Origin of the sequence: Limnohabitans sp. MMS-10A-178 (assembly GCF_003063375.1) — a bacterium.
Lineage (GTDB): Bacteria > Pseudomonadota > Gammaproteobacteria > Burkholderiales > Burkholderiaceae_C > Limnohabitans_A.
Window position 1 is genome coordinate 668,721 of record NZ_NERY01000001.1, and the last position, 12,055, is coordinate 680,775.

Genomic DNA, 12,055 nt, shown 5'->3' on the forward strand with positions numbered 1-12,055 from the left:
AGGGCTAAGCTTTTCGGTTTAGAAAATTTTCTCAGTGCTTGTGGGTGCTGTGATCGTGCGACTTTGTAGGTTTGGTCGATAGGGCAGACGGCACAGCAGCGCCTTTGTTTTGAACTAGCAACTGCCCCTTCATGCCGGCTTCAAAATGACCCGGAATGAGACACGCCATTTGCAAGGTTTGGGCTTTGTCAAATCGGATGACCCATTCTTTGGTTTCGCCAGGGTTGACGCTGAGTTCGATGAAGTCATTGCCAACACCGTGATGGTGTCTTTGTGAGTTAGTGCGCTTGCATACAGATAAAGCCAAGCCTCATGTTAAGGGACTTGATTGCAGTGTGTACCGGCCATAAAAAAACCCCGCAATGACTTGCGGGGTTTTTTGTGCGAGGTCAAAGGTCTTTGCAGACCTTTGAAGCAGCGAGCAATTACATGCCCATGCCGCCCATACCACCCATGCCGCCCATACCACCCATGCCGCCCATGTCAGGCATGCCGCCGCCGGCGCCAGACTCTTCTTTTGGAGCTTCTGAAACCATGCACTCTGTGGTCAACATCAAAGAAGCCACGGATGCTGCGTTTTGCAAAGCAGTGCGTGTTACTTTGGTTGGGTCCAAAATGCCCATTTCAATCATGTCGCCGTAAGTGTCGTTGGCAGCGTTGAAGCCGTAGTTGCCTTTGCCAGCCAACACAGCGTTCACCACCACTGATGGCTCGCCACCAGCGTTGTACACGATCTCACGCAAAGGCGCTTCGATGGCTTTCAAGACCAGCTTGATGCCAGCTTCTTGGTCAGCGTTGTCACCTTTGATGGTGCCAGCGTTTTGACGAGCGCGCAGCAATGCCACACCACCGCCAGCCACAATGCCTTCTTCCACAGCAGCGCGGGTAGCGTGCAATGCGTCTTCAACACGGGCTTTCTTTTCTTTCATTTCGACTTCGGTGGCAGCGCCAACCTTGATCACGGCAACACCGCCAGCCAACTTGGCCACGCGCTCTTGCAGTTTTTCACGGTCGTAGTCAGAAGTGGCTTCTTCGATTTGAACGCGGATTTGTTTCACACGTGCTTCGATGTCGACAGCAGCACCAGCACCGTCGATGATGATGGTGTTTTCTTTGCCCACTTCGATGCGCTTGGCTTGACCCAAGTCTGCCAATGTCACTTTTTCGAGTGTCAGGCCCACTTCTTCAGCGATCACTTTACCGCCTGTCAAGATAGCGATGTCTTCCAACATGGCTTTGCGACGATCGCCGAAGCCAGGAGCCTTCACAGCCACAACCTTCAAGATACCGCGGATGGTGTTGACCACCAAAGTAGCCAAGGCTTCGCCTTCAACTTCTTCAGCAATGATCAGCAAAGGACGGCCAGCTTTTGCAACGGCTTCCAATGTGGGCAACAAGTCACGGATGTTGCTGATTTTCTTGTCGAACAACAACACGAAGGGGTTGTCGAGCAAAGCAGCTTGCTTCTCGGGGTTGTTGATGAAGTAGGGTGACAGGTAGCCACGGTCGAACTGCATGCCTTCAACGATGTCGAGTTCGTTGTCGAGTGACTTGCCGTCTTCAACAGTGATCACGCCTTCTTTGCCCACTTTGTCCATGGCTTTGGCAATGATGTCGCCAATGCTGTGGTCGCTGTTGGCAGAAATAGAACCCACTTGAGCGATTTCTTTGGTGGTTGTAGTGGCCTTGGTGGCTTTCTTCAACTCTTCGATCAAGGCTGTCACAGCTTTGTCGATACCGCGCTTCAAGTCCATGGGGTTCATGCCAGCGGCAACGTACTTCATGCCTTCGCGAACGATGGCTTGAGCCAACACGGTAGCGGTTGTTGTACCGTCACCAGCGTTGTCAGAAGTCTTGGAAGCAACTTCCTTGACCATCTGTGCGCCCATGTTCTGGAGCTTGTCTTTGAGTTCGATTTCTTTGGCCACGGACACACCGTCCTTGGTCACGGTGGGGGCGCCGAAAGAGCGCTCGAGCACCACATTGCGACCCTTGGGGCCCAAAGTTACTTTGACCGCGTTGGCCAAAATGTTCACGCCTTCAACCATGCGTGCGCGGGCTTCGCCGCCGAAAATTACGTCTTTTGCTGCCATTTGAATTTCTCCGATATAAAAATTACTCGACCACTGCAAAGAGGTCTTCTTCTTTCATGACCAACAGCTCGTCGCCCAAAACCTTGACGGTTTGGCCGCTGTATTTGCCGAACAACACGCGGTCGCCGACTTTCACGTTCATGGCCAACACTTCGCCTTTGTCATTGCGCTTGCCTGGGCCGACGGCCAAGACTTCGCCTTGATCGGGCTTTTCAGCAGCTGCATCGGGAATCACGATGCCAGAGGCTGTTTTGGTTTCGCTTTCGACACGTTTGACGATCACGCGATCGCCGAGAGGACGCAGTTTCATTGGATCTCCTAAATATGAAACAAGGTTAAAAACAAAAAGTATTCAAAATTGAATACTTTAGGGTTCTTTGGAGGGTGCTGAAGTTGTTAGCACTCATCTCCTGCGAGTGCTAATGATAAGGGCGTTTGGACAGATTTCAAGAGGGCTCTTGAAAAATCAGTGATTCAGATCAGAGTTTCTGATGAGAGATTCCGAAAAGGGCTGCTAGTTTAAGCCACAGGCAAAAAGCCGCCCTTCGCGCGAAGCTGAGCGTGTTCTGGGCTCACCAATGTGTTGATCATGGCTTGAGCCTCTTCCACACAGGTGCTTGAGGAGCGAATCCCTGCGGTGTACATGGTGGCCAGTTCAAACTCGAGCGGCAGGTCGGCCACCAAATCAATCCCTGCGGTGATCAGTATTTCAGTGACTTGGGTGCAACCAATGACATGGGGGTCGTCGCATGCAGCCAAAGCGTTCATGGCCGTGTTGCCGTTGGGATAGGGGCGCAAATTGGCAGCCACGGTGTCTGCAATGCCCAAACCGTTCAGCACTTTCATGAAATGAATGCCGGCAGTGGCCAGTTGTGGATCGGCAAAATAAATACCCGTGGCGGCCAATATAGCAGCTTTGAGTTGTTCGGCAGTTTCAATTTGTGGCCAAGGTGTGCCGTGCTTCACAGCCACCCCCGTTTTGACAATACCCAAATTTCGGGCACTTCCCGCCAACACATGCCCTGAGGTGCTGAGTTGCTCAATGAGCGCCGCTGTCAAAATGACCACATCGCAAGGCGCACCTTCCAACAACTTTTGTTTCATCATGCCCACGGCATTGAAGGTGCAAGAGAGTTGCGTGTTGGTGGCTTGTTCAATGGAGGGCTGGAGCGAGGTGACCAAGCCCTGTGCTGCGCCACCACTCAGCAAATGAATAAAACGTGTCAAAGCATCAATCCAATTTGATGTTGGCAGACTTGATCACGCCTGCCCATTTGGCAATGTCGTCTTGTAAATATTTGTCAAACTGTGTGGGGTTCAAAATGATAGGCACAGCGCCTTGCTTGGCCCACTGTTGTTTGACGTCGGCTTGCGCTGCAATTTTGGAAACCGCTTCATTGAGTCTGTCGACTATGGCTTTGGGCGTGCCTTTGGGCGCCATCAAACCCAGCCAAATGGTGGCTTCATAACCTGCCACACCATTTTCGTTCAGCGTGGGAACATCAGGTAGCACGTCAGAGCGAACTCTGCCAGTGGTGCCAACCGCTTTGACCTTGCCAGCTTTCACTTGCTCGGTCATGGTGGTCACAGCATCAAACATCATGTCGACTTGGCCAGCCAGAACGTCGGTGCGTGCACCGGAACTGCCTTTGTAGGGCACGTGCACCACGTCAATTTTGGCCAAGCTCTTGAACAGCTCGCCAGCCATGTGATAGGGCGTGCCTGGGCCAGATGAGGCGTAGTTCAATTTGCCGGGTTGGGCTCTGGCCACGCGAATGACATCGGCCAAAGTGTTCATGCCCTTGCTGGGGTTGACCACCAACACCAAGTCAGAATAGTTGATGGGGGCCACGCCCACAAAGTCTTTCATCAAGCCATAGGGCTTGTTGGGAATCAGTGTTTCATTCACGGTTTGCGTGTTGGACATCAACAGCAAGGTGTAGCCATCGGGAGCAGCTTTGGCGGCCAAGTCGGTGCCAATGACGGAGCCTGCACCTGGTTTGTTGTCAACCACAAAGGTTTGACCCAAGCTGTCTTGCAAGCGTTGCGCCATGAAACGCGCATAGTTATCAGCCGGGCCACCCGTGGCAAAGGGCACCACAATTTTGACGGGGCGAGTGGGGTAGTTTTGCGCGTGCGCTTGTTGCGACAGAAATATGCCCGTACCAATGAATGCAAGACTGGCCAAAGCTGCCAACAAGGCGCGGCGTTTTTGGGTTTGAAGTTTGACCGCTTGAGAGGTTTGTGGGGTGTATTTTGTTTTCATTTGTATTTCCAAATTTAATTTAATTTTTTATTCCACTTTGCCAATTTTCTTAACCACATCGGTCATGCGTCTGGCATCGGCTTGAACGTATTTTTCAAACTCGGGGCTGTCTAAGTACTGCACAGGGCTGCCTGTGTTTTGAATGATGTCGCGGGCTTTGGCATCTTGCGCAGCCACTTTGGCGGCTGCACGCAAGCGCTGCGCAATGGGCTCAGGCGTGCCGCTGGGAATGAACAAACCCGACCACTGGGCGTACTCTGCGTTGAAGCCTAAATCTTTCAAGCTGCTCACATCGGGCATGGATGCCAAGCTGCCAGTGCCCCAATGACCCAAGACACGAATCTTGCCGGCTTTGACATGCTGCAAGACGGTGGCGGGGCCTGTCGACAGAGCGTCAATTTGACCGCCCAACATGGCCACCACAGCAGGGCCTGCGCCTGTGAAGGGTATGTGCGTCATTTTGATGCCGGCTGTTTGCGCCAAAATTTCCATGGGCACGTGCATGGTGCCGTAGTTGCCAGAGGAGCCATAGTTGATGGCGCCTGGACGTTTGCGTGCATCTTCAACGAAATCTTTGACTGTCTTCCAGGGTGAGTCGGCGCGCACTGCCAATACCGTGGGATCGGCGGTGTAGCGTGCAATGGGGCGCAACTCGTTTAATAAAAACATGGGGTTGCGGCCCAGCAAAGCGTCGGCTTCAGGAATGACCGTTAAGGACGACAAGGCCAAGAGAACGGTATAGCCGTCAGGCTTTGAGCGAGCGGCCACGCCCATGCCAATGCCGCCACCGGCACCGCCTCGGTTTTCAATGACCACGGGCTGGCCCAAATCGCGGCTCATGGCTTCTGCCACGGGGCGGGCCACAATGTCGGCCAAGCCACCCGGTGGGAAAGGCACAATCATGGTGATCGATTTGCTGGGATAAGGTGCTGCTTGTGCGAGCACATTGGACGTCAAACCCAAGTTCAAAGACAGGCTGCCAAACAGGGCCAAGGCGGTGCCTAGCAAATGACGTTTTGCGGCAACGGCGGTTTTTGAGTGGGGGAACGGTTTCATAAGTCTCCTGATGTGTCATTTAGCACTGTGGCTCTTCAACGAACTCTAACACCGCGTTTTCTTTTCTGCATGAAGCTAGGTCACAAGGGACCATCGCACAGTGAATTGGGCTCACCGCCAGAATTGGCTCAAAGCGGCACAATAGCGACTGATTTAACCTTCACACTGAGTGTCTCAACATGCGTATTGCTGCTTTCTTTTACCAAAACCAACCACACGTGGGCTTGGTGTCTCAAGATTCAAACTCGGTGGCCCCCTTTGATTTGTCTTTGGACAATCGCGAACTGGGCGCCCTCACTTTGGTCGATGCCTTGTCGCGCGGTGAAGCCTTGCCAGCGCAAGGCGCGCCCATCGCCCTGAAAGATGTGCAGTTGCGTGCGCCACTGCCGCACCCACGTCGCAATATCTTTTGTGTGGGCAAAAACTACCATGCGCACGCCAAAGAATTTGCACGCAGTGGCTTCGACAGCAGCGCCAAAGCCGGTGGTGAGATTCCCGCCGAGCCCATCATCTTTACCAAAGTGCCTGAGTGTGTCATTGCCACCGGCGAAGCCATCGAAATGCCCAAAGTGTCAACCGCCATTGACTACGAAGCCGAATTGGCGGTGATCATTGGCAAGGGCGGCAAGGGCATCACCAAAGCCGATGCCATGAAACATGTGTGGGGTTACACCATTGTGAACGACATCACGGCGCGTGATTGGCAAAACAAGCACATGCAATGGCACATGGGTAAATCGTTTGACACCTTCTGCCCCATGGGCCCATGGCTGGTGAGTGCCGACGAAATGGACGGCCAAAATACCCACGTGCGTTGCTATGTGAACGGCGAAGAGCGCCAAAACGCCGCCACCCCCGATTTGATATTTGACATTCCCACCCTCATCGAAACTTTGAGTGCAGGCATTACCTTGTACCCTGGCGATGTGATTGCCACAGGCACGCCCGTGGGTGTGGGCATTGGCTTCACACCGCCCAAATATTTAAAGTCGGGCGATGTGGTGCGAGTTGAAATTGACGGGATTGGCGTTTTAGAAAATCCCGTCAAATAATCTTTTCAGTGGATTATTTCAGGCCAGCCGCCGCACGCAGTGTGGCGGCCAAGTTGGTGCGCTCCCACGTGAAGTTAGGTTCATCACGGCCAAAGTGACCATAGGCCGCTGTCTTGCTGTAGATAGGGCGCAACAGGTCGAGCATTTGAATGATGCCCTTTGGACGCAGGTCAAAGTGCTCATGCACCAAGGCTGCAATTTGGTCGTCAGAGATCACACCAGTGCCTTCGGTGTTGATGGTGATGTTCATGGGGCGGGCCACACCAATGGCATACGCCACTTGAATTTGGCACTTGGTAGCCAAACCAGCAGCCACAATGTTCTTGGCCACATAACGCGCTGCATAAGCTGCAGAGCGGTCAACTTTCGATGGGTCTTTGCCTGAGAAAGCACCGCCGCCGTGTGGGCAAGCACCGCCGTAGGTGTCCACAATGATCTTGCGACCGGTTAAGCCGCAATCGCCCTGAGGACCACCAATCACAAAGCGGCCTGTGGGGTTGATCAGGTACTTGGTGTCTTGCAGCCACTCTTTTGGCAACACAGGCTTGATGATCTCTTCAATGATGGCTTCGTTGAAGCTGGCCTTCATCTTGGTAGACGATTCGCTTTGGTCTGGGCTGTGCTGCGTGGACAACACCACGGTGTCAATGCTGTGGGGCTTGCCATCGACATAGCGCATGGTGACCTGGCTCTTGGCATCGGGGCGCAGAAAAGGCAAGCGGCCGTCTTTGCGGAGTTGCGCTTGGCGCTCCACCAAACGGTGTGCGTAGTAAATGGGCGCAGGCATGAGGTCGGGGGTTTCGCTGCAAGCGTAGCCAAACATCAAACCTTGGTCGCCAGCACCTGTGTTCAGGTGGTCGTCAGAGGCGTGGTCCACACCTTGGGCAATGTCGTTAGATTGCTTGTCGTAGCAAACCATGACGGCACAGCCTTTGTAGTCAATGCCGTACTCGGTGTTGTCGTAGCCAATGCGCTTGATGGTATCGCGGGCTACTTGGATGTAATCAACGTGTGCGTTGGTGGTGATTTCGCCGGCCAAAACCACCAGACCGGTGTTGGTCAGGGTTTCAGCGGCTACGCGGCTGCGGGGGTCTTGTTCAAAAATAGCGTCGAGAATGGCGTCTGAGATTTGATCGGCAACCTTGTCGGGGTGGCCTTCGGACACGGATTCTGAAGTGAAAAGAAAGTCATTCGCCATGAGGGTTCTCCTGTAAGTTTGGCATGCATGTTGATTTGCGCTGCCAGATGCTTTGGGGCCTCGGCGAACGCTTTAGCAGATTTGTCCGAAGACAAGGCACAATCTGAGGCATGCGGTGCATGCTGTTCCGACTGTGTGTGTCGCCCTGCAAGTTGCTCTAGTTAACTCAGCGACCCAAGAAGTTTACCAAATTTAAAATGATTCTCTGGTTTCGATTTTTTTCCCATTGGCCTTTGTGGGCTTTGCATGCCATCGGCCAGTCTGTTGGTTGGTTGGCTTGGCTGTTTTCGCCCACGTACCGCCAACGGTTTTCTGCCAATGTCAAAACGGCAGGTTTGCAATTTTCCCAAGTGCGAGGCGCCATCGGCCAGGCGGGTTCCATGTCCACCGAACTGCCGCGTTTGTGGATGGGCAAAAGCCCAGCCATGGTTTGGACGGAGGGCTCTCTGGACTGTGTTGAATCAGCCTATGCCGCAGGACATGGCGTCTTGTTTTTAACGCCACACTTGGGTTGCTTTGAAGTGACCGCTCAAGCACTGACGGCCTCGTTCAGTGCCAAGTTTGGGCCCTTGACGGTGCTCTATCGACCCTCACGCAAGGAAGGTTTGGGTCAAGTGATGGAGGCCACGCGTGCAAGGCCCGGCTTGGATACAGTGCCCACCACATTGGCAGGTGTTCGGCAAATGATCAAAGCGCTGCGTGCGGGTCGGGCGGTGGGCCTGCTGCCCGATCAGGTCCCGCCCGAAGGCATGGGGCAGTGGACGCCATTTTTTGGCAAGCCGGCCTACACCATGACATTGGCGGCCAGACTGGCTTTGCAAACGGGCGCAAAACTCATGGTCATTTGGGGTGAGCGTCTGCCTTGGGGGCAAGGCTATCGCATTCATGCCAGTGAACTCAACACCCCAGAAAAAGCCGATGTCGATTTGCTGGTTTTGCAAATCAACCAAGCCATGGAGCGCTTGATTTTGACGCGCCCTGACCAGTACCTGTGGGGTTATGCCCGCTACAAACAGCCGCGCCAGGAGTCCACCGGGTGAAATATTTGTTTGTCGGTTTGATGCGTTGGCTGTCTCGCATGCCCTTAAAAGGTATTCGGGTGTTGGGTCATGGTTTGGGCTTGCTATTGTGGGCTTTTTTAAGCAACCGAAGACACATCGTGCAGACCAACTTAACACTGTGCTTTGCAGAAAAATCAAATCGAGAAATCGAGCAACTCACGCGCGCTCATTTTGTGCAGTTCGCGCAATCATTGCTAGACCGATCATGGCTTTGGCATGCGCCTTTGCAGTTGCTTGAATCGCGTTTGAAATGGGTTGGGACCGCTGCTGCATTTTCTCAATTGGATGCTTACGGCACGAAGATTATTTTGGCCCCCCATTTTGTTGGGCTCGATGCGGGTGGCATGGCGCTTACTTTAAGAGCCAACAAACCAGTGGCCTTTATTTTTGTGCCGCAACACAACAAAGTGATGGATGAATGGGTGACTGAAGGACGCCAACGCACCGGCAATGTGAAGCCTTATTTCCGTCGAGAAGGTGTGAAGCAAATCATGAGTGGCTTGCGGCAGGGAGAGATGCTGCACTTGTCACCCGATATGGATTTTGGTCCCGAAGAGTCTATTTTTGTGCCATTCATGGGCGTGAATGCGGCAACAGTGCCATCCTTGCCAAGATTTGCGCGACTGGGTCGTGCGCAAGTCCTGACGCTGGTAACGCGCATGACGCCTGAGGGCTATGAAATAGAAGTTGGAGAAGCTTGGAGCGAATTTCCAAGCGAAGATTTAAAGGCCGACACGATTCGGATGAACGAGGTAATCGAGAAATCCATTCGCCGTTCGCCCTCTCAGTATTATTGGGTGCACAAGCGCTTTAAAACCCGCCCCGAGGGCGAGAAGTCGGTTTACAAAAACGCTGTGATCTCGCGCTGAACACGTTCAGGTTGTTCGTGCACCACCCAGTGCGTGGCATTGGCAATGGGAACATAAGTGAGCTTGGGAATATAGGCATCCAAGCCTTCATTCAAACTGGGCAGCAGCGCCACATCTTGCATGCCCCATAGCAACAAAGTTGGGATAGAGATACGCAACATGTTGTCTGGCAAAGTCAAATTTTGCAGATCTTGTTGGCCGGCTTGGTTGGGTTTGAGTGGGGATGCCACATAAAAATTGAGACCACCTTGCAAACCATGTGACCACGCGGCTTTGTACTTTGCCTTCACTTCGGGTGTGAGCCAAATGGGTTGAGGGCCTTTTTCAAAGAATGCAAAAAGCTTTTCAAATTCATTGGCAGAGAGCTCTTGCGCTGCTTGCGGCTCGCAAAAATAATTCATGTACGCGCTGGCAGCAATTTGCGCTGAGTTGTCTTTCAAATCACGCAAAAAAGTACCAGGGTGTGGCGAGTTGATGATGACGAGTTTGCGCATGACATCCGGCATTTGATTGGCCAGGTTCCATGCCACGCCACCTCCCCAGTCGTGAGCTATCAAAGCATTCAAAGGGGAAGTGCCGGATTCAATTTGAATCAGGGCGGCAATGTCTTGCACCAAAAATTTGGCACGGTAGGCAGACACCTCTGTGGGGTGGCTTGACTTTTCGTAGCCCCGCAAATTGGGTGCGACACATCGGTAGCCGCCGTTTTCGGGTTTGGAAAAATGCAGCAGCATGTCGTCCCACACAAAAGCCGCTTCAGGAAAGCCGTGCAAGAACATCAATACGGGTGCGCCTTTGGGCCCTGCGGCACGGCAACTCAATTGAATACCGTGGGGCAATGCCTGTTGCCAAGTTTCAACCATGCGTGTCGCTCGCTTCTTGCGTGTCAGCCTCTTCATGGGTCCAATCCCACATCAATTGGGCCAAGTCTTCAACGCCTTGTTTCTTCAATGCCGAGAAAAGCTTGGCTTGCCCGCCCCCCGCTTGCAATTTGGCAATGGACAAGGCTTTGGTGCCTTCAGCGCGGGTCAGTTTGTCTGCCTTGGTGAGCAGCACCAAAAAGTTCAGACCCTCTTCAACCCTGGGGCGAATAACCTCTAGCAGCACCTCGTCGAGTTCGGTCATGCCCAAGCGGGGATCGCACAACAACACAATGCCTTTGAGGTTTTCGCGTGTGACCAAGTAATTGGCCATGACTTTTTGCCAGCGCAATTTGTCTTGTTTGGGAACGGCTGCATAACCATACCCCGGCAAATCGGCCAAAACGGCATCTGTCACCCCTTGTTTGCCCAAGGCAAACAAGTTGATGTGCTGTGTGCGTCCTGGCTTTTTGGAGGCAAAAGCCAGCTGTTTTTGCTGGGTGAGGGTGTTGATGCAGGTGGATTTACCAGCGTTGGAACGGCCCACAAAAGCAATTTCTGGCACATCCAAGGCAGGCAGGTGAAACAACTCGGCCGCGGTGGTCAAAAAACGAGCGGTGTGCATCCAGCCCATGGGGGTAATGGCCTTGGCTTCCGTCATTTCAGGCAATGGCCCTGCTCCGGCAGGTGTCTTCCTGGTTTTCGCAGGAGCTGTAGGCTTTGCTTTTAAGGCTTTGGCGGGACTATTTTTGGTGGCCATTCGGGTCAAACTTGAGGTGCGCCAGAAATGGCGCTAGCAGGCATTGTAGAATCACATGGTTTTTGCGCCCACTATTTCGGATGTCGACCATGAAGTCAATGACTCAATTTTTCCTCGCCGCCCTCACTTCAACACTGATGGCAGGCTCTGTTTTGGCAGCTACACCAGCCCCCAAGGCTGAAAAGCCAGATTTGGCCAAAGGTGAAGCCATTGTGGGCGGCGTTTGCGCTGCTTGCCACATGGCAGATGGCAACTCAACCACCCCCGTCAACCCCAAGTTGGCGCAGCAGCACCCTGAATACATCATCAAGCAGTTGCAAGAGTACAAATCAGGCAAACGTGCCAACGCTGTCATGATGGGCTTTGCCTCTCAATTGAGCGACGCCGACATGCGCAATGTGGCTTATTTCTTGGCCAGCAAACCAGCCAAGCCCGGATTTGCCAAAGAAAAAGAGACCGTTGCTTTGGGTGAAAAGATTTACCGCGGTGGCATTGCCGATCGTCAAATTGCCGCCTGCGCAGGTTGCCACAGCCCCAATGGTGCAGGCATGCCTTCTCAATACCCTCGCTTGTCTGGGCAACACGCCGACTACACCATCAGCCAACTCACACAGTTCCGTGATGGCATTCGCAAAAACAATTTGCAAATGACCCAAGTGGCCGCCAAATTGAACGACCGTGAAATCAAGGCTGTTGCCGACTACATTGCTGGTTTGCGCTAAAAGCAGGCAAAGAGCCAACGCTCTTTTGCACCAAATGGGCCTTTTCGGCCCATTTTTTTGGCTCATTTTTGGCCTGTCTTTGCCGTTTTAACCCTTGCCAATACGGGGTTATGGCTGA

Annotated in this window: 13 protein-coding genes; 4 read left to right on the top strand and 9 right to left on the bottom strand. The window is 53.1% G+C overall.

Going from position 1 to position 12,055, the window contains the following annotated elements; translation table 11 throughout:
• Window positions 1–31: 31 nt before the first annotated feature.
• The 6 genes from B9Z32_RS14080 to B9Z32_RS03350 form a co-directional block, all read right to left on the bottom strand.
• Window positions 32–307 carry a hypothetical protein gene (locus B9Z32_RS14080; protein ID WP_146179445.1) on the bottom strand — a complete coding sequence of 92 codons (276 nt, stop codon included), beginning with the start codon at window positions 305–307 and terminating at the stop codon, window positions 32–34.
• Window positions 308–425: 118 nt separating this feature from the next.
• Window positions 426–2,093, bottom strand: coding sequence for a chaperonin GroEL (groL, locus tag B9Z32_RS03330; RefSeq protein WP_108419936.1), 1,668 nt, complete (start codon window positions 2,091–2,093; stop codon window positions 426–428).
• Window positions 2,094–2,115: 22 nt separating this feature from the next.
• Window positions 2,116–2,403 carry a co-chaperone GroES gene (gene groES / locus B9Z32_RS03335; RefSeq protein ID WP_090130348.1) on the bottom strand — a complete coding sequence of 96 codons (288 nt, stop codon included), beginning with the start codon at window positions 2,401–2,403 and terminating at the stop codon, window positions 2,116–2,118.
• A 209-nt stretch (window positions 2,404–2,612) separates the two neighbouring features.
• Entirely contained in the window at window positions 2,613–3,320 is a 708-nt protein-coding gene (locus B9Z32_RS03340; RefSeq protein WP_233248042.1) for a substrate-binding domain-containing protein, read from the bottom strand.
• A 4-nt stretch (window positions 3,321–3,324) separates the two neighbouring features.
• Window positions 3,325–4,359 (bottom strand): tripartite tricarboxylate transporter substrate binding protein, encoded by a 1,035-nt coding sequence (locus tag B9Z32_RS03345; RefSeq protein WP_108419937.1) that lies wholly within the window; start codon window positions 4,357–4,359, stop codon window positions 3,325–3,327.
• Window positions 4,360–4,386: 27 nt separating this feature from the next.
• On the bottom strand, window positions 4,387–5,415 hold the full coding sequence (locus B9Z32_RS03350) for a tripartite tricarboxylate transporter substrate binding protein (RefSeq protein ID WP_108419938.1): 1,029 nt from the start codon (window positions 5,413–5,415) through the stop codon (window positions 4,387–4,389).
• 179 nt (window positions 5,416–5,594) lie between these two features.
• Between B9Z32_RS03350 and B9Z32_RS03355 the strand changes: the two genes are divergently transcribed.
• Window positions 5,595–6,467: a fumarylacetoacetate hydrolase family protein gene (locus B9Z32_RS03355; protein ID WP_108419939.1), complete on the top strand. Its 873-nt coding sequence runs from the start codon at window positions 5,595–5,597 to the stop codon at window positions 6,465–6,467.
• 13 nt (window positions 6,468–6,480) lie between these two features.
• Here the strand turns inward: B9Z32_RS03355 and metK are convergent, their stop codons facing one another.
• Window positions 6,481–7,665, bottom strand: a complete 1,185-nt coding sequence (metK, locus tag B9Z32_RS03360) for a methionine adenosyltransferase (protein WP_108419940.1) — start codon at window positions 7,663–7,665, stop codon at window positions 6,481–6,483.
• A 197-nt stretch (window positions 7,666–7,862) separates the two neighbouring features.
• Between metK and B9Z32_RS03365 the strand changes: the two genes are divergently transcribed.
• Both B9Z32_RS03365 and B9Z32_RS03370 read left to right on the top strand, forming a co-directional pair.
• Window positions 7,863–8,705, top strand: coding sequence for a lysophospholipid acyltransferase family protein (locus tag B9Z32_RS03365; protein ID WP_108419941.1), 843 nt, complete (start codon window positions 7,863–7,865; stop codon window positions 8,703–8,705).
• Window positions 8,702–9,595, top strand: coding sequence for a lysophospholipid acyltransferase family protein (locus B9Z32_RS03370; protein WP_255416597.1), 894 nt, complete (start codon window positions 8,702–8,704; stop codon window positions 9,593–9,595). The genes B9Z32_RS03365 and B9Z32_RS03370 overlap by 4 nt, the downstream gene beginning before the upstream one ends.
• Here B9Z32_RS03370 and B9Z32_RS03375 read toward each other — a convergent pair.
• Together B9Z32_RS03375 and yihA are read right to left on the bottom strand one after the other, a co-directional pair.
• Window positions 9,568–10,494 (bottom strand): alpha/beta fold hydrolase, encoded by a 927-nt coding sequence (locus B9Z32_RS03375; protein ID WP_233248043.1) that lies wholly within the window; start codon window positions 10,492–10,494, stop codon window positions 9,568–9,570. The genes B9Z32_RS03370 and B9Z32_RS03375 overlap by 28 nt on opposite strands.
• The gene (yihA, locus tag B9Z32_RS03380) at window positions 10,451–11,089 is read right to left on the bottom strand and encodes a ribosome biogenesis GTP-binding protein YihA/YsxC (protein ID WP_108420960.1); all 639 of its coding nucleotides are present in this window, start codon (window positions 11,087–11,089) and stop codon (window positions 10,451–10,453) included. The genes B9Z32_RS03375 and yihA overlap by 44 nt, the downstream gene beginning before the upstream one ends.
• Before the next feature lie 263 nt (window positions 11,090–11,352).
• Here yihA and B9Z32_RS03385 point away from each other — a divergent pair, with 263 nt between their 5' ends.
• Entirely contained in the window at window positions 11,353–11,937 is a 585-nt protein-coding gene (locus B9Z32_RS03385) for a cytochrome c (protein ID WP_233248185.1), read from the top strand.
• The last annotated feature ends 118 nt before the right edge of the window (window positions 11,938–12,055 follow it).

What these genes read in the sequence shown, in the direction of transcription:
- metK (WP_108419940.1), bottom strand. Translation starts at nt 7,665, where the DNA reads ATGGCGAATGACTTTCTTTTCACTTCAGAATCCGTGTCCGAAGGCCAC.
- groL (WP_108419936.1), bottom strand. Translation starts at nt 2,093, where the DNA reads ATGGCAGCAAAAGACGTAATTTTCGGCGGCGAAGCCCGCGCACGCATG.
- B9Z32_RS03355 (WP_108419939.1), top strand. Translation starts at nt 5,595, where the DNA reads ATGCGTATTGCTGCTTTCTTTTACCAAAACCAACCACACGTGGGCTTG.
- B9Z32_RS03385 (WP_233248185.1), top strand. Translation starts at nt 11,353, where the DNA reads ATGGCAGGCTCTGTTTTGGCAGCTACACCAGCCCCCAAGGCTGAAAAG.
- B9Z32_RS03365 (WP_108419941.1), top strand. Translation starts at nt 7,863, where the DNA reads ATGATTCTCTGGTTTCGATTTTTTTCCCATTGGCCTTTGTGGGCTTTG.
- B9Z32_RS03375 (WP_233248043.1), bottom strand. Translation starts at nt 10,494, where the DNA reads ATGAAGAGGCTGACACGCAAGAAGCGAGCGACACGCATGGTTGAAACT.
- B9Z32_RS03345 (WP_108419937.1), bottom strand. Translation starts at nt 4,359, where the DNA reads ATGAAAACAAAATACACCCCACAAACCTCTCAAGCGGTCAAACTTCAA.
- groES (WP_090130348.1), bottom strand. Translation starts at nt 2,403, where the DNA reads ATGAAACTGCGTCCTCTCGGCGATCGCGTGATCGTCAAACGTGTCGAA.
- B9Z32_RS03350 (WP_108419938.1), bottom strand. Translation starts at nt 5,415, where the DNA reads ATGAAACCGTTCCCCCACTCAAAAACCGCCGTTGCCGCAAAACGTCAT.
- yihA (WP_108420960.1), bottom strand. Translation starts at nt 11,089, where the DNA reads ATGGGCTGGATGCACACCGCTCGTTTTTTGACCACCGCGGCCGAGTTG.